The 22,976-nt window shown below is 55.8% G+C and carries 17 protein-coding genes and 1 rRNA gene; 7 read left to right on the top strand and 11 right to left on the bottom strand.

The genetic code is table 11. The features are described 5' to 3' along the window. The first annotated feature begins 76 nt into the window (after positions 1-76). The 4 genes from ABEH87_RS20895 to ABEH87_RS20880 all read left to right on the top strand — a co-directional run bounded on the left by ABEH87_RS20895 (position 77) and on the right by ABEH87_RS20880 (position 5,493). Positions 77-808 (top strand): molecular chaperone, encoded by a 732-nt coding sequence (locus tag ABEH87_RS20895; RefSeq protein WP_346579242.1) that lies wholly within the window; start codon positions 77-79, stop codon positions 806-808. A 17-nt stretch (positions 809-825) separates the two neighbouring features. Further along, positions 826-3,294 carry a fimbria/pilus outer membrane usher protein gene (locus ABEH87_RS20890; RefSeq protein WP_346579240.1) on the top strand — a complete coding sequence of 823 codons (2,469 nt, stop codon included), beginning with the start codon at positions 826-828 and terminating at the stop codon, positions 3,292-3,294. Positions 3,295-3,306: 12 nt separating this feature from the next. Next, positions 3,307-4,350: a fimbrial protein gene (locus tag ABEH87_RS20885; protein WP_346579239.1), complete on the top strand. Its 1,044-nt coding sequence runs from the start codon at positions 3,307-3,309 to the stop codon at positions 4,348-4,350. A 102-nt stretch (positions 4,351-4,452) separates the two neighbouring features. Then, the gene (locus tag ABEH87_RS20880; protein ID WP_346579238.1) at positions 4,453-5,493 is read left to right on the top strand and encodes a fimbrial protein; all 1,041 of its coding nucleotides are present in this window, start codon (positions 4,453-4,455) and stop codon (positions 5,491-5,493) included. Here ABEH87_RS20880 and ABEH87_RS20875 read toward each other — a convergent pair. The 5 genes from ABEH87_RS20875 to ABEH87_RS20855 are packed head-to-tail and all read right to left on the bottom strand — an operon-like array spanning position 5,490 to position 9,995. Then, positions 5,490-6,482 (bottom strand): ABC transporter ATP-binding protein, encoded by a 993-nt coding sequence (locus ABEH87_RS20875; RefSeq protein WP_346579236.1) that lies wholly within the window; start codon positions 6,480-6,482, stop codon positions 5,490-5,492. The genes ABEH87_RS20880 and ABEH87_RS20875 overlap by 4 nt on opposite strands. A gap of 2 nt (positions 6,483-6,484) precedes the next feature. Next, positions 6,485-7,270, bottom strand: a complete 786-nt coding sequence (locus ABEH87_RS20870) for an ABC transporter permease (RefSeq protein ID WP_346579234.1) — start codon at positions 7,268-7,270, stop codon at positions 6,485-6,487. Positions 7,271-7,272: 2 nt separating this feature from the next. Further along, positions 7,273-8,121: an ABC transporter permease subunit gene (locus tag ABEH87_RS20865; protein WP_346579232.1), complete on the bottom strand. Its 849-nt coding sequence runs from the start codon at positions 8,119-8,121 to the stop codon at positions 7,273-7,275. Next, entirely contained in the window at positions 8,118-8,927 is an 810-nt protein-coding gene (locus ABEH87_RS20860; RefSeq protein ID WP_346579230.1) for an alkaline phosphatase family protein, read from the bottom strand. Before ABEH87_RS20860 ends, ABEH87_RS20865 begins: the two co-directional genes overlap by 4 nt. A gap of 9 nt (positions 8,928-8,936) precedes the next feature. Further along, entirely contained in the window at positions 8,937-9,995 is a 1,059-nt protein-coding gene (locus tag ABEH87_RS20855; protein WP_346579228.1) for an ABC transporter substrate-binding protein, read from the bottom strand. A 207-nt stretch (positions 9,996-10,202) separates the two neighbouring features. Here ABEH87_RS20855 and ABEH87_RS20850 point away from each other — a divergent pair, with 207 nt between their 5' ends. After that, positions 10,203-10,937 carry a UTRA domain-containing protein gene (locus tag ABEH87_RS20850; RefSeq protein ID WP_346579227.1) on the top strand — a complete coding sequence of 245 codons (735 nt, stop codon included), beginning with the start codon at positions 10,203-10,205 and terminating at the stop codon, positions 10,935-10,937. A gap of 262 nt (positions 10,938-11,199) precedes the next feature. Here ABEH87_RS20850 and metH read toward each other — a convergent pair whose 3' ends face one another. Further along, complete coding sequence (metH, locus tag ABEH87_RS20845; protein WP_346579225.1) at positions 11,200-14,883, bottom strand: methionine synthase; 3,684 nt, start codon at positions 14,881-14,883, stop codon at positions 11,200-11,202. Positions 14,884-15,081: 198 nt separating this feature from the next. On the opposite strand from metH, the gene iclR reads away from it, so the two are divergent. Beyond that, on the top strand, positions 15,082-15,915 hold the full coding sequence (gene iclR, locus ABEH87_RS20840; RefSeq protein ID WP_346579223.1) for a glyoxylate bypass operon transcriptional repressor IclR: 834 nt from the start codon (positions 15,082-15,084) through the stop codon (positions 15,913-15,915). Between the two features lie 105 nt (positions 15,916-16,020). Here iclR and aceK read toward each other — a convergent pair whose 3' ends face one another. The 4 genes from aceK to metA form a co-directional block, all read right to left on the bottom strand. After that, positions 16,021-17,790: a bifunctional isocitrate dehydrogenase kinase/phosphatase gene (gene aceK / locus ABEH87_RS20835; protein ID WP_346579221.1), complete on the bottom strand. Its 1,770-nt coding sequence runs from the start codon at positions 17,788-17,790 to the stop codon at positions 16,021-16,023. Between the two features lie 56 nt (positions 17,791-17,846). Next, the gene (gene aceA, locus ABEH87_RS20830; RefSeq protein WP_346579220.1) at positions 17,847-19,151 is read right to left on the bottom strand and encodes an isocitrate lyase; all 1,305 of its coding nucleotides are present in this window, start codon (positions 19,149-19,151) and stop codon (positions 17,847-17,849) included. Positions 19,152-19,172: 21 nt separating this feature from the next. Then, the gene (aceB, locus tag ABEH87_RS20825) at positions 19,173-20,771 is read right to left on the bottom strand and encodes a malate synthase A (protein ID WP_346579219.1); all 1,599 of its coding nucleotides are present in this window, start codon (positions 20,769-20,771) and stop codon (positions 19,173-19,175) included. 311 nt (positions 20,772-21,082) lie between these two features. After that, positions 21,083-22,012, bottom strand: a complete 930-nt coding sequence (gene metA / locus ABEH87_RS20820; protein WP_346579217.1) for a homoserine O-succinyltransferase — start codon at positions 22,010-22,012, stop codon at positions 21,083-21,085. A gap of 241 nt (positions 22,013-22,253) precedes the next feature. Here metA and ABEH87_RS20815 point away from each other — a divergent pair, with 241 nt between their 5' ends. Further along, on the top strand, positions 22,254-22,838 hold the full coding sequence (locus ABEH87_RS20815) for a hypothetical protein (RefSeq protein ID WP_346579215.1): 585 nt from the start codon (positions 22,254-22,256) through the stop codon (positions 22,836-22,838). Between the two features lie 46 nt (positions 22,839-22,884). On the opposite strand, the gene rrf is transcribed toward ABEH87_RS20815, so the two are convergent. After that, a 5S ribosomal RNA gene (gene rrf, locus ABEH87_RS20810) occupies positions 22,885-22,976 on the bottom strand; the annotation flags it as partial.

The following is a 22,976-nucleotide window of genomic DNA, read 5'->3' as shown; positions in this document are numbered from 1 at the left end:
AGGCATTATTCATTCCCTTCATCAAGTTAGATTCCATAACTTAAAAATTCGTTCCAGAACAAAACCGGAAAACTGGATGTTTACTCACGCATATTTAACCCGATGCGCCATCATTTTGGCGATAGCTGCTTTCGGCTCATCCACGGCCTCTGCCGGGGTGATGATTAATAAAACCCGTATTATTTATAACGCCAGTGATAAAAGTGCAGCCAGCACGCTGAGCAATGTCAGCAACGATAATTATGCCGTACAGGTCTGGGTGAATGGATCCAGCGATCGCAGCGACGAGCAGGTGCCGTTCATCGCCACGCCTGCGCTTTTCCGTCTCAATCCTTCTGAAGATCAGATTATAAAAATTATTACACTACCGGATAACACGCTGCCGACAGACCGCGAATCGGTGTTCTATTTTAATGCGCAAGAAATTCCATCGATGAAAAAAAGTCAGGGCATCAACAAGCTGACCATTGCTATTCGCTCGCGTATCAAACTGTTTTATCGGCCAAAAGGCCTTCAGGGAAAGCCTGAAGACGCGATTGAAAAATTGAGCTGGCAGCGTATCGACCGGGGTGGGAAAGCCTGGCTGCGAGCCACCAACGATACCCCGTGGAATATCTCATTTTCAGATATTAATTTTGTGTCTGCAGGTCAGACGCTCAACGTGAAAGACGCTGAAATGCTCGCCCCCTTCAGCCATCACGATTATAGGTTACCGGCGAAATCTGTCAGTCAGCAGGGCAGCGTCAGCTTCTCTGTGATCAATGATTATGGCGGGATTACACCGCACCCCAATGTCCTCGTGCAGTAAACAGAGGAATAACGGTGATGATGCTGCCTACCTGTCGTTACTCTTTACTGACGCTTGCCGTCTGTCTTGCCGTGGGTGCAAAAGCCGCTGCTGCTGAAGATGATAGCGGGTTCGATCAGGACTTTATGAATCTGCCCCCCACCCTCAGCGGCAGTCATATCGATATCAACACCATTCTCAAAGAAAAGAACCTGCTGCCGGGCAGCTATCCGGTCTCAGTATTGATTAACAGTCAGGACTTCGGCCAGAACAGCCTCGATTTTACGCTAAAGGGTGACAAACTCGTGCCCTGCGTCCCGGTGAGCCTGCTGCTTAATGCAGGGGTGCGCAAAGACCAACTGAAGATCGATCCTGCAACCGAATGCGTGGACGTCAGTGAAGCCATTGAGCAATCGACGGTGTATTTTGACAGCAAAAAGCTGTCGGTACACATTCTGATCCCGCAGGAGAATTTAGACCAGTCAGCACAGGGCTATATCGACCCGGAAAAATGGGATGATGGCATCACTGCACTGCTGCTTAACTACAATGTCTCCGGCTCGCGAACCTCGCACGACCATACAGCGACTCACTCAACCAATGTCTATCTGGATGGTGGCTTAAATCTATATGGTTTCCGCTTACGCTCTTCAGGTTCCTGGCAGAAGGGAAACCGCTGGCAAAGCTACAACACTTACGTTGAGAAGGACCTGCCCGGCACCATGGGCAACCTGCAAGTGGGCGATCTGTTTACCGGCGGGGATGTGCTGGACAGTGTGCCGTTTCGCGGTGTCCAGGCGGGTTCCGTCGTTCAAATGCTGCCCGACTCACTTCAGGGCTATTCCCCGGTGATCCGTGGCGTCGCTAATACTCAGGCTAAAGTTGAAATCAGCCAACACGGCTATTCGCTGTATACCACCTGGGTACCGCCTGGTCCGTTTGAGATTCGCGATTTGAATACGGCTTCAGGTAATGGCGATCTCGACGTCACCATTACGGAAGCCGACGGCACCGTGCGCCGGTTCACCCAGCCATTTGCAACACTGGGTAACCTGCTGCGTCGGGGCACCTGGCGGTATAGCGTGGCCGCGGGGGAATATAAACCGTCTTTGTCGTCCTCGTCAGTGCGTCCTCACTTCATGCAGGCGTCCGGTGCTCTGGGCCTGTCACATGATTTTACGCTGTCGACCGGGCTTACCCTGAGTGACATGTATCAGACTGGCGTACTGGGAGTGGGTAAAAGCCTGGGAAGCCTGGGAGCGATGGCGCTGGATGTTTCTCATTCAAAAACGCACTACCGTCAGCGCCAGGAATCCGGCCAGAGTTACAGCGTACGCTACGGTAAAGCCTTTAACAGCGGAACTAATCTGCGTTTTGCCGGCTACCGTTATTCCACTGAAGGCTATCGCACCTTCTCGGAGGCCGTGAGTGAGCGCAGCTATATCAGTCAATTTAACGACACCCCGGAAAGCCGGCGTAACCGCATCGAAGTCACCCTGACCCAGAATATCGGCAGTTCAGGCTCACTCTACCTGACCGCCAACCAGCAGACCTGGTGGCACAGCGCACGGAAAACGCGCCAGTGGCAGCTCGGCTATAACACCGCGATCGGCTGGCTTAACCTGGGCGTCTACGCTAACCGCAACACAGAATATGGCCGCTACGGTAAAGACCGGAATACCGATATCTCACTGATGCTGTCGATGCCCTTCGGCAGCACCTCGGTGAGCAGCACGATAAATCAGACTCAGGGCCACCGCTATACTGAAAGCCTTGGGCTGAACGGCACGGCAGGAGAGAAAAGTCAGTTTAATTATAATCTTAACGTCCGCAACCAGTCGCAGGGCAACAGCACTGACTATGCGGCCTCGGCGGGGTATCTGTCGCCATGGGGTCAGCTGAACGGTGGCGTCTCTGCCAGCGATCGTTATCACGCTGAGAACTTTGGCGTCTCCGGCTCACTTCTGGCCCACGGCGGTGGCGTGGAGCTGAGCCAGCGGCTGGGGGATACCGTTGGCCTGATCGATGTCGATAAGACACCCGGCGTCTCTCTGCAGAATGCGCCGACCGCCGTCACCAACAGCCGTGGCTACGCGCTGGTGCCCTATCTGCGGCCTTACCGCGCTAATCGCGTTCTGCTGGACGTGCGCAACGTCAGCAACAGTGTCGACATCGATGGCCGGGTACAGCAGGTTTATCCGCGCCAGGGTGCCGTGGTGGCAATCCATTATAAAGCCAGTAAAAATCTGCGTCTGCTGGTGCAGTTCAGGCTTCAGAACGGCGGTTATCTTCCGTTTGGCGCGATGGTCAGCGATGCCTCAGGCAAAGAGCTGACGCTGGTCGGCCAGGCGGGTCAGGCACTCATAAATTTACAGAAAGAAGCCGGACAGATGTCGGTTCATGTGAGCTGGGGAAACCAACCCGATCAGCAGTGTAGCGCTGATGTGGTGGCAAATGGATTACCCCAGGAAGATGGGTTAAGTATGACCACGGCAATCTGTCGTTAACAGGTAATGTCCATGTTTAAGATTAAAAATAGTATTTTCGTCTTTGCGCTACTGCTTATCAGCGCGCAAAGTTTTGCCATCCCGTTACCCGCAGATAAATGTTACTGGTACACGAAAAGTTGGACAGGAAAAAACTACACCGTAGATAACATTGTCTCTACACGCTCCTGGGGAACCAGCATCACTCCACGCTCAGCAAAGATTGGGGCGATTATTACGACTGAAACACAGAGTAATCAGGGTGACCAAAAAGGCTATTCAGGATTGGGATGTGGGAGTTCAGCCATCGTTGAGGGTAAATTTTTGTCTACGTTAGATGAAAACCAGGTTACCCCGCAGGGATATCCCGAAGCGACTGGAAAAGTTTACAAAACTAATACTCCCGGCATCGGCATGATAATGAAAACAAAAGGTGAAAAGTGGGGTGGAAATAATGAATTCTTCCCCATCTCTTATGTTGGCGCGAATAAAGATTACACTAAAAGCACTATATTTGCCGTTATCCTGGTAAAAACCGGTGATATACCACCTGGAATGCATACCGTATTGGGCATGGCAACACTGTCAACCAGTGGGACGGTGTTCGAGACGGTGACGTTTTATATTAATGTGTTTGCAGACAGTTGTTCAGTAGCCGCTAAGGGCGTTCCCATAGAGGTCCCCATGGGCAGTGTGCCTGCGATGAGACTGAAATCGCCCACTACAGCAGGTGGAGAGATGGCCACTTTTTCCATCCCCCTCACCAACTGTGTTACTGGCAGCACCAGCAGTAATATCGCAGAAATACACTTTAATGGCATTGGTGGCTCGGCGATTGTCGACGGCCCCGGCGGTGTTCTGGGTCTGGATAGCAGTTCCGGGGCAAAGGGAGTGGGCATTCAAATACTGAAAGAAGATGGCGTCACCCCGCTGCCACTCGGCTTAGCCACGCCAGCCGGGCAGATAAATCCGGGCAATACACGGCTAAAATTCCTCACTCGCTATGTAAAAACGAACAATACGCCACAGCCCGGTAGCGCGAATGCCAGAGCGAACTTTACTGTCAGCTATAAATGATAACTCAGACCTGAAATACCATCACAGGGTTACCGCAGGAATGTCGCGGCCACTTATCGATGCCTTATAAATAGTCTAAATATAATGAGAAGGATAATAGAGTTGAAAACAATCCTGTCAGTCATCCTGCTTCTGCTCACTATACGAACTTCGTGTGCAATGGTACATCCGGCGCAAGGTTGTGGCTGGTATTATAAAGGTTTCTTAGGTTACGCGTACGTCCTGCGTGATGTAGACGCCAGCTATGACGGTGGTCTCGTCAATATTTCGCCATCGTCAACAGCAGGCAGTATCATTGTGCCGGAATTCAGATTCAGAGCGGAAAATTTAGGTTCGCTTCTGGGAATGACCTGCGCCGCGAATACTACCCTGACGACACGTTATTCTTCAGCCGGTAATTTCGTTAGTGGTATTAATCCAGTGGGGTATCCAAAAGCGGCAGGAAAAGAATTCTCTACCAATATTCCCGGTATCGGAATGATTATCAGCCTTAAAGATACGACGCTGATGGATAATTCCGCATTTTTCCCCTTATCGAATACCCTTGCTGTTGACGCAATATCTGCCGGAGGAGTCACCTTTGCCGTCATGCTGGTGAAAACGGGTCCTGTACCACAAGGTCAAAATACCTTTACCGGGCAATCCATTCTCACCGATTCACATAACAATAATTATGTCGCCAGCTTTCGACAGCTTGTGCAGCTTGATCAGTGCGCTGTTGCAAATAAAGAGTCTGCGATTGGAGTCCCTATGGGGACTGTTTCCCGCCAGAACCTGAAATCTGCTGCGGCGACAGGCGGCGAAATGAAAAATTTCGCTATTCCTCTTGTCGATTGTCATACCCGTTCAGGCAGTAACAATGTTGCTAAAGTCCGCTTTGATGCCACAGGCGGTTCTACCATTGTCGATATCGACAACGGCATACTGGGCCTTGACAGCCGTTCGGAGGCAAAAGGAGTGGGCATACAAATTCTTAAGGAAAACGGTATCACGCCGTTTCCTTTAGGAAAAGAGACGTCTGCCGGCACGATAAAACCGGGAAATATGACGCTCAATTTTCGTGCGCGCTATGTCAAAACCAACGACCACCCTCAACCCGGTAGCGCCAATGCCCGCGCCAGTTTTACCGTCAGTTATAACTAAGCCACTTCGCACAGCGTCTGCTTATCCAGCTGTAACCCGACGGTGAAACCCGCCGGGTGCAGATCCGCCACCGAACGGTTGAGCACATCGACCATCAGCTCAACGTCACGCGCCTTTACCCGGTAGCGAATGACGTTACCGAGCAGGCTGTGGCTGAGGATTTCCGCCGTGATGCCCTGCTCCGGCGCGCAGAGCATCACGGACTCCGGGCGAATCGCCACCTGCGTGGTGAAGCCAAGCCCGGTGAGACGCGTGGCCTGCTCCGGCGTCAGCAGATTATAGTTACCGATAAATCCGGCAGCAAACAGGTTAACCGGCTGGGTATACAGCGACTCGGCGTTACCGTTTTGCACGATTTTCCCTTTATTCATCAGCACGATGCGATCTGAGAGCGTCAGCGCCTCTTCCTGGTCGTGGGTGACAAACAGGGTGGTGAGGTTCAGCTCTTTCTGGATGCGGCGGATCTGGTCACGCAGATGGCGGCGAATGCGCGCGTCCAGCGCCGACAGCGGCTCATCCAGCAGCAGCAGGCGCGGCCGGGTCACCAGCGATCGCGCCAGCGCCACACGCTGACACTGCCCGCCGGAAAGCTGATGCGGATAGCGTTTCGCATAGTCATTAAGCTCTACCAACTCCAGCGCTTCCGCCACCCGGCGCTGGAGCTCGCTGCCGCCCAGCTTCTGCATCTTGAGGCCGAACGCCACGTTGCGCTCCACCGTCATATTCGGAAACAGCGCATAGCTCTGGAACACCATGCCGATGGTGCGCTGCTGCGGCGTGAGCGGCACGATATCCTGCCCCTGCAACACGATCTGCCCGCTGTCGACAGACGTCAGTCCGGCCAGGCAGCGCAGCAGCGTCGATTTCCCGCAGCCGCTCGGCCCCAGCAGCGTGACGAATTCCCCCTCGCTGGCGCTGAACTCAATATCCTGAAAGATCGACGTCGGGCCGTAGCTTTTATTCAGTTGGGTGACGGTTAAGTAAGTCATGCTCAGCCTCTTTCACGGTTCAGGGTATTCGCCAGCCAGGTCACCAGCAGGACAACAAAGAAGTAGGAGATCACCAGCGCGCTGCTGAAGTGGCCGCTGCTGTTGCGCACGTTATAGAGATAAACCTGCAACGTCTCAAAGCTGGTGCCGACCAGCAGGTTAGCGAATACAAACTCACCGATCAGGAAGGAGAACGAAAGCAGTACCGCAATGGTCGCGCCCTTGCGCAGGTTGGGCAGTACCACCAGCAGCGCCGCCTGCCAGGTGCTGGCGCCCAGCAGATGCGCGGCGTCGATCAACTCACGCAGGTTGATCGCCTGCATATTGTTGGCGATGGCGCGATAGATAAACGGCAGCGCAATGGTGAAGTAGCAGCCCAGCAGGATCCACGGCGTACCGGTCAGCATCAGCGGCGGCGCAGAGTAGAGCTGCAAAAGCCCGACCGAGGAAACCACCGGCGGAATGGCGAACGGCAGCAGGATCAGGATGTTCATCACCGCGTCGAGCCTCGGAAAATAGTAAGCAATCACAAACATGGCAGGCAGCACCAGCACAAGCGAGAACACCAGCGAACCAAAGCAAATCAGCAATGAATGCCACAGCGCTGTCAGGAAGCGCGGGTCACTCCACAGCTGGAGTAGCCATTTAAAGGTAAAGCCGTCGGGCAGGATGGTTGCTCCCCAGCTGCTCGCCAGCGCATACAGCAGCGTCGCCAGCAGCGGCAGGGCAAGAATGGCAAACACCAGCCAGACAATCACCCGGTGATAAATAAATTCAGTACGCGACATCGTCAGCTCCCCTGCCTGGCGTTCTGGTAGCTCTTACGTACCAGCCACTGGTGAATGATGGTAATCAGCGACATCAGCACCACCAGCAGCATGGCCAGCGCGCTGCCGAGGTTCGGGTCAAGCGAGATATCGCCGGAGACCAGTGCGGCGATACGCACCGGGATGACGTTAAAGTTGCCGGTGGTCAGCGCGTAAATGGTAGCGTAAGCGCCGAGGGCGTTCGCCAGCAGAATGACAAAGGTGCCCACCAGCGCGGGCGTCAGGATCGGCAGGCCAATGTGCCACCAGTAGCGAAGGCGGCTGGCACCGAGCAGCGCCGCCGATTCCTGCCAGTCCTTTTTCAGGCTGTCGAAAGCCGGGTAGAGCAGCAGGATACCCAGCGGGATCTGAAACCAGGTGTAGACCACAATCAGCCCGCTGCTGGAGTAGAGGTTAAAGCTCTGCATGATGTCGTATTTGCGCATCAGCAGCGTCAGGCAGCCGTTCAGCCCGAGCAGGATAACGAAGGCGAACGCCAGCGGTACCCCGGCAAAGTTGCTGGTCATATTGGTAAACGACATCAGGAAGCGGTGCAGCCTGCCACCGCCGAGCTGGTGCAGCGAATAGCCGCCGACCAGCGAAATCAGCAGGCCGAATACGCTCGACCAGAACGAGATAGTGAGCGAGAAGCGGATCGCCTGCTGGTAAAACGGCGAGGTGAGGATATCCGTGTAGTTCGCCCATCCCCAGGCTTCGTTAATATCGCTGTAAAAACTGTTGATGGCGATCCACACCAGCGGGGCAATCTGAAAGGCGATAAAGAACAGCGCAAACGGCAGCAGACACAGCAGCGCGAGCCATTTTCCTTTCATAGCGCGGGTTCCAGCAATGCGGCACAGTAGGGTTTGTCGTGCTCCACGCCGAGGATCTGGCAAATCGTGCCGCACAGTTCGGTTTGCAGCGGGGCCGCGTCCGCATTCAGGGAGAAGGCGCTGCCGAAGACAAACAGCGGCACCTGAGTCTCTTCCGGCAGAATGCCGCCGTGGCTGCGATCGTCGTTCATGCCGTGGTCGGCGGTGACAATTACCTGGTCGCCCTGCTGTAGCCAGCCCGGCATCCAGTGCGACAGATAGCCGTCGGCCATGCGCGCCCGGTTGCGGTACTGTGGCGCAGAGAAACCGTGCTTATGCCCGGCATCGTCGATATTCATCGGGTGGATCAGCAAGAAATCCGGCTGATGGCGCAGCCGCAGGCTTTCGGCATCTTCAAACAGATGCGAGTCAGGGTAGCCATCATCAGAGTAGAAATGCCCGAACTGAATTGGCAGTTCGGGCGCGTAGGTATGACGGTCACGCGGCGCGTCAAACGGCGTGCGGTTGTACAGCTCGCTCACCCAGTGATAGGCCGCCGCCGCCGTGGTCAGCCCCGCTGCCCGCGCATAGTGGAACACGCTGCGCTGGTTGCTGAGGCGGCTGACGCCGTTGTGAATAATACCGCTGTTCACCGGCGTGATGCCGGTGAGGATGCATTCATACAGCGGGCGCGAGAGCGACGGCAGCTCGCAGGTCATCTGGTAGCGCTGCCCGTGGCCCTGAGCGCACTCCGCCTGCAAATAGCCCATCGCGTGTTGTGCCACCTGAAAGTTCAGACCGTCCAGCACGACCAGAATCGTTTTCATCGCTCAGCCTTATTGCTTCATGTTGATGATGACGTTTTCCTGCCACAGTCGCGGCAGCTGCTTAGCGGCTTTATCCCACGCGGCGGTATCGGCAATCGGATGCGCGCTTTTGTACTCAGAAGCAGGCAGCAGTTTGGCCTGTACGTCGGCGGGCAGCGTCAGATGTTCGGCGCGGATTGGGCGGGCGTAGCCGCGTGCCAGGTTAATCTGGCCGGCATCGGAGAAGATATATTCACGTGCCAGTTTCGCGGCGTTCGGGTGTTTCGCATATTTGTTGATAATAGTGGTGTAGCCGGAGGTGATAGAACCATCTGACGGGATCACCACTTCAAAGCGTTTCGGGTCAATCTGGTCGCGGTAGTTCAGACCGTTAAAGTCCCACACTACGGCCACCTGGATTTCGCCCTTCTCGATATTGGCAATCACCGGGTCGGTCACGCCAAGGCGCCCCTCTTTCGCCAGCTCGCTGAAGAATTCCAGCGCCGGTTTCAGGTTTTTCTCGTTGCCGCCCATCGCGTAGCTGGCGGCCAGTACGCCGTTGGCGGCCTGCGCCGCAATGCCAACGTCACCGATGGTCACGACGTATTTCCCTTTCTTCAGATCGGCCCAGCTGTGCGGGATATCTTTCACCTGGTCTTTATTGATGATGAAGGCGATGGTGCCGGTATAGGCCAGCGCCCAGTGACCGTCTTTGTCTTTTGCCCAGTCCGGGATCTGGTCCCAGGTGGTGGGTTTGTACGGCTGCGTGACGCCTTTCTGCACGGCAATCGGTCCGAAGGCGGCACCGACATCGCCGATATCGGCGCTGGCGTTATTCTTCTCGGCGGCAAATTTGGCAATTTCCTGTGCGGATGACATATCGGTATCGCTGTGTTTAATGCCGTATTTGCTGCTGATATCCTCCCAGGTTCCTTTCCAGTTAGCCCAGCTGTCAGGCATACCCACGCTGTTGACCTGCCCTTCCGCCCTGGCGGCTTTTTCCAGCGCGGCAGTATCGGCGGCCCAGCTGCTGGCCGGTAACGACAGCACGATAGCGCTGGCTAATACGGATGCGAACAAAGATTTCATGGTTGATGCTCCGAATGATGAGAGGGGTAGCCTTCTGGACTAGTCCAGCAAGATGCGAGCCAATCTAGCCTGGCAGGATGAATCTTTTATGACAGGGCTTATGGGCTGTGGACTAGTCCAGCATCTCTGTTAGCATCAGCTTCAGGTTTGCGCGCTCAGTTCGTGCGATTGTTGTGCAGCTTCGCACCAATTTGAGGCTTATTTTTTATGAAATCATTAACGGTGGATGTTATCAGCCGTGCGCTGGCAGCGAGAATTCGTCAGGGCGACTATCCCACCAGCGGGCGTCTGCCCGCCGAGCGGGTGCTGAGCGAGCAGTTCGCAACCACGCGCATTACGCTGCGTGAGGCACTGGGGCAGCTGGAAGCCGAAGGGATGATCTATCGTGAGATGCGTCGCGGCTGGTTTATCGCGCCGCCGCGCCTGGCTTACGATCCGCTGCTGCGCAGCCACTTTCACGCCATGGCCGAGCGCCAGGGCCGCATTGCGGCCACTGAAGTGCTGGATGCGCAGACGATGATGGTCAGCGCGACTATCGCAGCGCGGTTAGCGATGCAGGAAGGGGAAGAGGTGGTGCGCATTCGTCGCCTGCGGCGCATTGATGGCCGGGCGGTGCTGTACGTTGAGCACTATCTGAACCCGCGCTATTTTCCGCAGCTGCTGAGCTTCGACCTGACGCGCTCGCTGACCCAGCTCTATCAGGAACAGTACGGGATATCCTATGGCCGCGTCGGCTTCACCATGCTGCCCGCCCCGCTGCCAGCCTTCGCCGCCCCGGCGCTGAAAGTCGCTGCCGGCAGCCCGGCGCTGTTTATCACCCGCGTTAACCGCGACCAGCACGACAGGATTATCGACTGCGACTGCGAATACTGGCGCTATGACGCATTATATATTGCGGTGGAAGTGGAGCAGGCTGCTAGCCTGGCAGAGTGTCGGTCTTAATGGCTTCAGCTCGCAGCCTGGCACTGGATTTAAGAAATAGCTTTAGTGGTTGTGGTAATAGCGAAATTAAGGCTGGAAGGGTTGAATTAAATACGACCGAAATACCTGAGCCGCATCCTTATGGCGGGTTGACCGAAAAAGAAGGTCAATCCCTACGGGATAGGCAAAATCGGTAAGGGGCACGGAATTAGCGCAGCATGGCGGGCAGTTCCTGAGGGACCTGTAGGGGGCGACCTTTTTTTCCGGTCGCCCCGCGTTACCCCTAGTCCGCATCATACCCCAGGTTCGGGGCTAACCAGCGTTCGACTTCGCTGACCGGCATGCCTTTGCGTCTGGCGTAGTCTTCAATCTGGTCGCGCTGCAGCTGGGCGACGGCGAAGTATTTGCTGTCCGGATGGCTGAAGATCCAGCCGGACACCGCCGCCCCCGGCCACATGGCGAATGACTCGGTGAGCTGCATACCGGTGTGGGTTTCCACGTCGAGCAACTGCCAGATGGTGGCTTTCTCGGTGTGCTCCGGGCAGGCCGGGTAGCCCGGTGCCGGGCGAATGCCCTGATAGTTCTCGCGGATCAGCTCTTCGTTGCTGAGATTTTCAGTGGCGGCGAAGCCCCAGATCACCTTACGCACCCGCTCGTGCAGATATTCGGCAAAGCCTTCCGCCAGGCGGTCCGCCAGCGCCTTCACCATAATCTTGTTGTAGTCGTCATGCTTAGCGTCCCAGGCTTCCGCCAGCGCGTCCTCCTCCAGCCCGCCGGTGACGGCAAATGCCCCGAGGTAGTCGGCTTTACCACTGGACTTCGGCGCGACAAAATCGGCAAGGCAGTAGTTAGCAAAGCCCGTCTTTTCTGTCTGCTGACGTAAGTGATGACTCACTTGCAAAATATGTGAGCGCGATTCATCTGTATAGATCTCAATGTCGTCCCCCACACGGTTAGCCGGAAATATCCCCACTACGCCGCGCGGATTGAGCGCCCCGTCGCGGCTCAGCTGGTCGAGCATGGCGTTGGCATCGGCAAACAGGCGCTTCGCCTCTTCACCTACCACTTCATCTTGCAGAATGCGCGGATATTTGCCCGCCAGCGACCAGGTCATAAAGAACGGCGTCCAGTCGATGTAATGACGTAGCGTTTCGATGTTAGCGCTCACTTCGCTTACACCCAGCCTGTGAGCTACCGGTGGCGTGTAGCTTTCCCAGTCAAAGGCCAGGTCGTTGTCGCGGGCCACCTGCAAACTGACCGGCGGTGTACGCGGCTTTTTACGCGCGTGCTGAATACGCACGGTGTCGTACTCTTTGCGCGTGCGGGCGACAAATTCATCGCGCTGGGTGGCCGACAGCAGTGCCGACACCACGCCGACGGTGCGCGAGGCGTTCTGCACGTACACCGTTGGGCCGCTGTAGTTCTGTTCGATTTTCACCGCCGTGTGCGCTTTCGAGGTGGTCGCCCCGCCGATCAGCAATGGCAGGGTAAAGCCCTGGCGCTCCATCTCTTTCGCCACGTTGACCATCTCGTCCAGCGACGGGGTGATCAGCCCGGACAGCCCGATAATGTCGGCATTGTGCTCGCGGGCAGTTTTGAGGATTTTCTCGCCCGGCACCATCACGCCGAGATCGATAATTTCGTAGTTATTACACTGCAGCACCACGCCGACGATATTCTTGCCGATGTCGTGTACGTCGCCCTTTACCGTCGCCAGCACGATTTTTCCGTTGGTGCTGCCCTTCTCTTTGCTGGCTTCGATGTAGGGTTCCAGCCAGGCCACCGCCTGCTTCATCACGCGGGCCGATTTCACCACCTGCGGCAGGAACATTTTACCCTCGCCGAACAGGTCACCGACCACGTTCATACCGGCCATCAGTGGCCCCTCGATCACTTCAATCGGGCGGGCTGCCAGCAGGCGCGCCGCTTCGGTATCTTCTTCGATAAACTCGGTAATACCTTTCACCAGCGAATATTCCAGGCGCTTTGCCACTTCCCAGCTGCGCCACTCCGCCTGCGGTTTGGTGCTGTCATCGTCCGCTTTGCTGCCGCGATATTTTTCCGCCAGTTCCAGCAGACGCTCGGTGCCGTCGTCACGACGGTTCTGGATCACGTCCTCCACCGCTTCGCGCAGATCGGCCGCCAGGTCGTCATAAATCGCCAGCTGCCCGGCGTTAACGATGCCCATATCCATACCGTTGCGGATGGCGTGATAAAGAAATACGGCGTGGATCGCCTCGCGTACCGGGTCATTACCGCGGAAGGAGAACGAGACATTCGAGACACCGCCGGAAATCATCGCGTGCGGCAGCTCGCGCTTGATGTCTTCACAGGCACCGATGAAGTCCATCGCGTAGTTGTTATGCTCTTCGATGCCGGTGGCGACCGCGAAGATATTCGGGTCGAAGATAATATCTTCCGGTGGGAAGCCCACCTCTTCCGTCAGCAGTTTGTAGGCTCGGCGGCAGATTTCGATTTTGCGCGCACGGGTATCGGCCTGGCCGACTTCATCGAAGGCCATCACCACCATCGCTGCGCCGTAGCGCCGCACCAGGCGGGCATGACGCAGAAACTGCTCCTCGCCCTCTTTCATCGAGATCGAGTTCACAATCCCTTTGCCCTGGATGCACTGTAAGCCTTTTTCGATGACGTCCCATTTGGAGGAGTCGATCATAATCGGCACGCGCGCGATATCCGGCTCCCCGGCAATCAGGTTGAGGAAGCGCACCATTGCCGCTTCGGCGTCCAGCATCCCCTCATCCATGTTGATATCAATAATCTGGGCGCCGCTCTGCACCTGCTGCAGTGCCACTTCCAGCGCTTCGTGATACTTTTCTTCTTTGATCAGACGCTTAAATTTTGCCGACCCGGTCACGTTGGTGCGCTCACCAACGTTAACAAACAGGCTTTCCGCACTGATGGTCAGCGGCTCCAGCCCCGACAGACGGCAGGCTACCGGCAGTTCCGGCAGCTGGCGCGGAGCAACCCCGTCGATGGCTCTGGCCATCGCCGCAATATGTTCTGGCGTGGTGCCGCAGCAGCCGCCGACGATGTTAAGAAAACCGGCCTGCGCCCACTCTCCGATCTGTTCCGCCATGATCTGCGCATCCAGATCGTATTCCCCAAAGGCGTTGGGCAGCCCGGCGTTCGGGTGCGCAGTCACATAGCCTTCGGCAATGCGTGCCAGCTCCGCCACGTACTGACGCAGTTCGTCCGGGCCGAGCGCGCAGTTCAGACCAAAAGAGAGCGGTTCGGCATGACGCAGCGAGTTATAGAAGGCTTCCGTCGTCTGGCCGGACAGCGTGCGGCCAGAGGCATCGGTAATGGTGCCGGAGATCATCAGCGGCAGCTCAATTCCCAGCGCTTCAAACTCTTCTTTAACGGCAAAGACGGCGGCTTTGGCGTTCAGCGTATCGAACACCGTTTCGATCATGATGATATCGGCCCCCCCTTCCACCAGCGCACGCGTTGATTCGCGGTAGGCTTCCACCAGCTGACTGAAGGTGACGTTACGGAAGGCGGGATCGTTCACATCAGGGGAAATCGAGCAGGTACGGTTAGTGGGCCCTAACACACCGGCGACATAGCGCGGGCGTTCCGGCGTGCGCGCCGTCCATTCGTCGGCACAGGCGCGCGCCAGCTTAGCCGCGACGTAGTTGATCTCTGCCGACAGCGATTCCATCTGATAGTCGGCCATGGCAATAGTGGTGGAGTTAAAGGTATTGGTTTCGAGAATGTCAGCGCCCGCTGCGAGGTAGCCGTTATGGATCTCGTTAATGATGTCGGGCCGGGTCAGCACCAGCAGATCGTTATTGCCCTTCAGATCGCTCGGCCAGTCGGCAAAACGCGTACCGCGAAAATCCTCTTCTTCCAGTTTGTAGCTCTGGATCATGGTTCCCATGCCGCCATCCAGCAGCATAATGCGTTTTTTCAACTGCTGATGCAGCGCTTCAATCCGGTTACTCACCACTCTTCCCCTTCACCATCTCACTCAGGCACCACTGCCAGCACCTCATACTGGCACAACTTTTGCGCGGGTGACAGCGATGCCCGATGAGACATGTTCAGCTGGCGGGCACCTCATCCGACCAGTCAGGCTGTCGTTGCAATATGACGCAATAAAACGAAAATGATTTCCACATGGTGAAAAATTAAGGATTCCGTTATGGCTACCCCCGTCCCGGCTAAACGCGGCAAGAAACCCCGTGCCGCTGCTGCATCGACTGCGGCACCGGCGGGTCAGGTACAGTCGCTGACCCGTGGTCTGAAGCTGCTGGAGTTCATTGCCGAGTCCCACGGTAACGTGGCGCTGACCGAGCTGGCACAGCAGGCAGGCCTGCCGAACTCCACCACTCATCGCCTGCTGACCACGATGCAACAGCAGGGGTTTGTGCGTCAGGTCGGGGATTTAGGCCTGTGGACGATTGGCGCACACGCGTTTGTCGTCGGCAGCAGCTTCCTGCAAAGCCGTAACCTGCTGGCGCTGGTGCACCCGATTTTACGCTCGCTGATGGAAGAGTCGGGTGAGACGGTGAACCTGGCAGTGCTGGACCTGAGCGATCATCAGGCGGTGATTATTGATCAGGTGCAGTGTACTCAGCTGATGCGCATGTCGGCACCGATCGGCGGCAAGCTGCCGATGCACGCTTCCGGGGCGGGCAAGGCGTTTCTGGCCAATCTGAGTGATAAGCAGGTAACCGAACTGCTGCACCGCAAAGGGCTGCACTACTACACGCCGAAAACACTGATGTCGCCGCAGAGTCTGAAAGATAACCTCGCGCTGGTGCGGAAGACCGGATATTCGTTTGACGATGAAGAACACGCGCTGGGACTGCGCTGCGTTGCCGCCTGCATCTATGATGAACACCACGAGCCGTTTGCGGCTATCTCCATTTCCGGCCCCATCTCGCGCATCACCGATGACCGCGTGACCGAAGTCGGCGCGATGGCGATCAAGGCCGCCAAAGAGATTACGCGTGAATACGGCGGCGGGCGCTGACGCCATTTATACCCAAATCATCAGGGCAGCAAGGGAGTGGCAAATCAGTCGGGAACCGGTTCGCAGGCTGAGCCTCAGGGACGAGGCTCATTAGTTCCGATGGGCTTACACCGGTAAGTGATTCGGGCGACCAATCTGCCCGGCGCAGAGTTGAACGGGATAGCGCTGGCAAAAGCGCTGGCGTCGACGATAGGCAAAGACATCTTCAATGTGCCCGTGGCGAATGCGCTGCTGTAGCTCGCGCCAGAATGCGGCGCGGAACAGTTCAGCGTGCATCTCATCAAACAGCGTGGCGATCGCCGGGTCGGCACACAGGTAGTGACGGAACTCCTCCGGGAACACATCGTCCGGCGACACGCTGTACCAGGGCTCATGGCTCAGCTCATCTTCCGGGTAGCGCGGCGGCGGAATGTCGCGGAAGTTCACCTCGGTCATGTAGCTGATCTCATCGTAGTCATAGAACACCACCCGCCCGTGGCGGGTAACGCCGAAGTTTTTATACAGCATATCGCCGGGAAAAATGTTGGCCGCTGCCAGCTGCTTCACCGCGTTACCGTACTCTTCTATCGCTTCCCGCCGCTGCTGTGGGCTGGCCTGTTCCAGCCACATATTGAGCGGGACCATACGGCGCTCCATATACAGGTGGCTGATCACCAGCTGTCCGTCCTGGTCGTGCAACTTTTCCGGCACCTCACGCTGCAACAGAGTCAGCAGCTCCGGGCTGAGTCGATCCTTTTCTATCGCGAAGTTTTCAAATTCCTGGGTGTCGGCCATTCTCCCGACGCGGTCATGCTCTTTCACCAGCTGGTAGCACTGGCGCACGCGTTCGGGCGTCACCTCTTTCTGCGGGGCGAAGCGGTCTTTGATGACTTTAAACACCCGATCAAAACCCGGCAGGGTAAACACCAGCATCACCAGACCGGGTACGCCAGGCGCGATAACAAACTGCTCGCGGGTGGCGGTCATATAGTTGAGGTATTCGCGGTAGCTTTCGGTCTTACCGTGTTTCTGGCAGCCAATCGCCATATACAGCTCAGCGGTAGTTTTGCCTGGCAGGATCTCACGCAGCCACTCGACCAGCGCCGCCGGTAGCGGAGCGTAGACCATAAAGTAGGAGCGGGCGAAGCCAAACACGATGCTCGCTTCGCGATTGCTGGTCAGGCAGGTATCGATAAACAGCTCGCCCTCTTCGCTGCGGTGGATCGGCAGCAGAAAAGCGCAGACGCCGGATGGCGTATACAGTTTGGCGACCAGCCAGGCGGCTTTGTTACGGTAAAACAATTCGTTAGCGGCCTGTAATGTCGCCTGTTGCAGCGTGTCCTCACTGAACTGCTCGCGCAGGTGCGCCATGATAAAACCGATATCACGCTGCAGATCCTGCCACGGCAGGCGCAGCGGCAGGTCGTGTAGCAGACGGCTCAGCAGCGACGGCCAGCCAGCTGAGGCGCTGAGCTCCTTCGCCAGCGGGCGTGGGATGCTGCGAAAACGCCGTTCCGGCTGGGAGCTGAAAATGAACAGGCGTTCCGGCGTCAGGGCCTGATGCCGGAACAGCCGACAGTAGACGGAGTTAAAGAAGCTTTCGGCAATTTCGAAACGCGGATAGTCAGGCAGCAGATCGGTGTAGATCGCTTTTACGCGCTGGAAGAAATCGCGGTCAGCGGCCTGTGAGGCGGTGATGGAGCGCAGCTGTTCCACCACCAGACCGACGTGGTGATCGTAAAGGTGAATACGGGCTTTCATCGCCTGCTGTACCGCCAGCCAGTCGGCCTGTTCGAAGCGCTGCTGCGCCCCGGCGGTAACTTCAAGAAAGCGGCCATACTGCGCGTCAAATCCCTGCAGGATGGTGCGGGCAATCAGAGTTTCCAGCGTGGACATGGTTTGCCTCCGGGGTATTTCCGTTAATACGGGTCGGGCAGGCCCGACCCGGAGGGTCAAAACTGATCTTCTTCCGTCGATCCGGTTAATGCCGTCACCGATGACGCACCGCCCTGAATAATGGTGGTGACGCGGTCGAAGTAGCCGGTGCCGACCTCCTGCTGGTGTGATGAGAAGGTATAGCCCTGTTTGATGGCGGAAAACTCCGGCTCCTGCACTTTCTCCACGTAATGACGCATCCCCTCGCCCTGCGCATAGGCCTGTGCCAGGTCGAACATGTTGAACCACATGCTGTGAATGCCCGCCAGTGTGATGAACTGATATTTGTAACCCATCTCTGACAGTTCCTGCTGGAAGCGGGCGATGGTGCTGTCATCAAGATTCTTCTTCCAGTTGAACGACGGCGAACAGTTGTACGCCAGCAGCTTGCCGGGGAAGCGCGCGTGGATGGCGTCGGCAAAGCGTCGCGCCTGCTCCAGATCCGGCTTTGAGGTTTCACACCAGATCACGTCGGCATAGGGCGCATAGGCCAGCCCGCGGCTGATCGCCTGTTCTACCCCGGCGTGCGTGCGATAGAAACCTTCCGGTGTGCGTTCACCGCTGATAAATTCGCGGTCGTATTCATCGCAGTCAGAGGTAATCAGGTCTGCCGCATCGGCATCGGTGCGCGCTATCAGCACCGTCGCAACCCCCATCACATCCGCCGCCAGCCGCGCCGCGACCAGTTTCTGTATCGCTTCCTGGGTCGGGACCAGCACTTTACCGCCCATATGGCCGCACTTCTTCACTGAGGCCAGCTGGTCTTCAAAATGTACTCCGGCGGCTCCGGCCTGGATCATCGACTTCATCAGCTCAAATGCGTTGAGCACGCCACCAAACCCGGCTTCCGCATCGGCAACGATCGGCAGGAAATAGTCAACGTGACGCGGGTCACCCGGTTCAATTTCACCTGACCACTGGATCTGATCGGCGCGCTGGAAGGTGTTATTAATGCGCTCCACCACCGAAGGCACGGAGTTAGCCGGGTACAGCGACTGGTCCGGGTACATGCTGGCCGCGAGGTTGGCATCGGCTGCCACCTGCCAGCCGGACAGGTAGATCGCTTCAATTCCTGCTTTCGCCTGCTGTAACGCCTGCCCGCCGGTCAGCGCACCCAGGCTGTTAACGTAACCTTTCTTCGCTCCGCCGTTGAGCAGTTCCCACAGCCTGCGTGCGCCGTTTTCGGCCAGGGTACAGACCGGATTGACCGAACCGCGCAGTTTAATTACTTCCGCCGCGCTGTAAGGGCGGGTAATGCCGTCCCAGCGTGCATCGCGCCAGGATTGTTCAGTCTGCTGAATCTGTTGGGTACGAGAAGTCATAGTGGTGCTCCTTGTCAGGGTTCAGGGAAGTAAGCGGTAGCCGGGGAGAGTCAGAAACTCCACCAGGTCGGATTCGGTGGTAATACGTTCCATCAGAGCGGCCGCTTCAGCAAAGCGCCCGCTGTTAAAGCGCATGTCGCCAAGCTCCTTGCGGATGACCTGCATCTCCTCAGCCAGCATCTGGCGGAACAGTGCTTCGGTCACGGTCTCGCCGCTTTGCAGCGTTTTACGGTGATGGATCCACTGCCAGATGGAGGTACGCGAGATTTCGGCGGTAGCAGCATCTTCCATCAGGCCGTAGATCGGTACACAGCCGTTACCGCTGATCCAGGCTTCGATATACTGCACCGCCACCCGGATATTGCCGCGCATACCGGCTTCTGTACGCTCTCCGGCACAGGGGGCCAGCAGCTGTTCAGCCGTGGTGGGTATATCCTGCTCACGCATGACATGCAGCTGGTTAGGACGGTCGCCCAGCGCCTGATCAAAAATCGCCAGCACGGTATCGGCCAGACCAGGATGTGCAATCCAGGTACCGTCGTGACCATTGGCGGCCTCGCGCTGCTTGTCGGCCTGCACCTTGTTCATCACCCACTGGTTACGTTCAGCATCCTTACTGGGGATAAAGGCCGCCATGCCGCCCATGGCGAACGCCCCGCGCCGGTGGCAGGTCTTGATCAGTAGCTTTGAGTAAGCATCAAGGAAACCCTGATCCATCGTCACCGACTGACGGTCCGGCAGAACGCGGTCCGGGTGGTTTTTCAGCGTTTTGATATAGCTGAAGATGTAGTCCCAGCGTCCGCAGTTCAGCCCGACGATATGATCGCGCAGGTGCCAGAGGATCTCGTCCATCTGGAAGACCGCGGGCAGCGTTTCGATCAACAGCGTGGCTTTGATCGTGCCGCGTGGCAGATCGAAACGATCTTCCGCGTAGCTGAAAACATCGCTCCACCAGGCCGCTTCCTGATACGACTGAGTTTTCGGCAGGTAAAAATAGGGGCCGCTGCCTTTCGCCAGCAGAGCATCGACGTTGTGAAAGAAGTAGAGCGCGAAATCAAACAGGCTGCCGGGGATCGGTTCATCACGCCAGGTAACGTGCTTTTCCGGCAGATGCAGGCCGCGTACGCGACAGATCAAAACGGCAGGATCGGGGTTGAGCTGATAGATCTTGCCGGCTTCGTTGCGGTAGCTGATGGTGCCGTTCACCGCATCTCGCAGGTTGATCTGCCCGGCGATCACTTTATCCCAGCTCGGTGCCAGCGAATCTTCAAAGTCGGCCATAAAGACGTTCACATTCGCGTTAAGCGCGTTGATCACCATCTTGCGTTCAACCGGACCGGTGATCTCCACCCGGCGGTTTTGCAGATCGGCCGGAATCCCGCGAATCTTCCACTCTTTGTTTTTAATGGAATCCATTTCCGAAATAAATCCAGGGAGTTCACCGCTATCGACTGAACGCTGCATCTGGATACGTTCAGACAGTAGCGCATTGCGCCGTGGCGTAAAGCGTGCCACCAGTTCGCCCAGGAAATCGACGGCGTTTTCGGTGAGAATCTGCTGCTCTGCCTGACCAAAAGCGCGCTGGAAAGCCAGTTCGCTGCTGATTACCTGTTGTGTCATCTGTTTTCTCCTGTCGTCGGGACGCCGGTTTATCCACTGGGATCCGGCATTCTGCTACTGGATAATCTTTAACCTACAGGATCAAAATATAATCAGTTAAATTTTAAAATCAAAAACTATTTCCATTTTATTTTAATTAACAAAACAACATGTTGATTTATATATGAATAAAACTCTGTTTTTAAAGGAAGCTGTTTTCATCATATGTGAGGAGGAGGATCGGGTGGCAGGATTAAGCGATGCAGGGGGCAGGCATAGAAATGCAAAAGGGTGGATCAATGATCCACCCTTTGACGATCGTGATGAACGGATTATTCGAGTGTCGGGTTCATATGACGCAGATCGAATGGGGTGATCTGGTAGACGTAATAGTTTAGCCAGTTAGAGAACAGCAGGTTACCGTGACTGCGCCAGCTGGCGCGCGGTGGCAATTCAGGGTTGTCATGCGGGAAATAGTTGAACGGCACTTCTGGCTGCAGACCCGCGTCATAGTCACGGTGATATTCACCGGAAAGTGTCAGCGCATCGTACTCCGGGTGGCCGGTGACAAATGCCAGGCGCTTATCCTTGCTGGCAAACAGGTAGGCCCCCGTCTGCTCCGATTCGGCAAAGATCTCCAGATCGGTGTAATCACGCAGTAACTGGGTCGGGAAATCAGCATAGCGGGAATGCGGCGCCAGGAAGCTGTCGTCAAAGCCACGCGTCAGCAGCGCATGCGGATGCAGTATCTGGTGCTCAAAGACGCCTGACAGTTTGTTTTCTCGTGTCTGCTTCGGGATGCCATACAGAATGTTTAACGCGGCCTGAACCGCCCAACAGACAAACAGCGTTGAGGTGACATGCTCTTTCGCCCAGTGCAGCACCTGCTGGATCTGCGGCCAGTAAGCCACATCACAGAAGTCGACCAGCCCCAACGGGGCACCGGTGACAATCAGTCCGTCGTAGTTGTCATTCTGAATGTCTTCAAAATTACAGTAAAAGTTATTCAGGTGTTCAGATGGCGTATTACGCGATTCACGACTGTCGATGCGCAGTAGCTGAACATCGATCTGTAGCGGTGAGTTAGAAAGCAGACGCAGAAACTGGTTCTCTGTTTCGATCTTTTTCGGCATCAGATTGAGTACCAGCACTTTTAACGGACGGATCATCTGCGTGCTGGCACGCGTGGACGTCATAACAAAGACGTTCTCGTTGCGCAGAAAATTCACGGCGGGTAATTCATCGGGTACCCTAATCGGCATAACCTGCTTCCTCACTACATACGTTCATACGTTTAGACATCCAGACAGCTAAAGATAACGTGCTACCGCGCTGATGTCGAGTACTCATCGGATAGTTGAAAATCTTTCATCTCACATCGGCTATTAACTGCAAAAGGTGTGGTCACCGCAGGATCGGTCAAAGATAGCTAGAATAGATAAAGGCCACTCACCCTGTATTTGTTAGATTACATAATTCTAATTAGAGAATGTGTTCAGGGATATGCAGAAAATAAAGGAATACCTCGCGCTGGCAATTATGATGTGTGTGCCATATGTACTTGTAATGTTTGATAATTATATATTAAAAAATGAAGTGAATAAGCATTCTGTAACGGCTATATCCCACTCTGTTTTTCTAATCATTAATATTATTCTGCTGTACAAAATCAAGCGAAATAATAAAGACCTGTCAGGGGGAATACTGCTGATTACTGGCCTTTTTGCTGCCATGCTGATTCGCGAGAACCGGGAAAATATCCGTGAATTATTTAGCGGGGCCGTTCACTGGTCGTGGCTGGCGATAGCCGTTTCTTTGTATTACCTGTGGCAGGGTACGAGGAACGGGATTGGGAAGGCCTTTGCAGACCTGAAGGAAATGCACCGTTTTAGTGATTATAATTATCTGATTTGTGGCCTGATACTGGTACTTGTGTGGTCAAGATTGTTTGGAAATCGCTTTGTCTGGAAGGGAATTGAGCATATTCACTACAGCGAAGCCCTGAAAAATACCGCAGAGGAGCCAACACAGAGCCTCGGATACCTGATTATCATGTTCGGGCTGGTGAAAATATTGAAAAATAAATAACAAAAAAGCCTCATGCTTTCGCATGAGGCTTGTCTGTTTATTTGATGCCTGGCAGTTCCCTACTCTCGCATGGGGAGACCCCACACTACCATCGGCGCTACGGCGTTTCACTTCTGAGTTCGGCATGGGGTCAGGTGG

This window comes from Erwinia sp. Eh17-17, assembly GCF_039675725.1.
In the GTDB taxonomy this organism is placed as follows: domain Bacteria; phylum Pseudomonadota; class Gammaproteobacteria; order Enterobacterales; family Enterobacteriaceae; genus Erwinia.
Note: the sequence above shows the minus strand (reverse complement) of the source record. Positions and strands in the feature narration are given on the sequence as shown.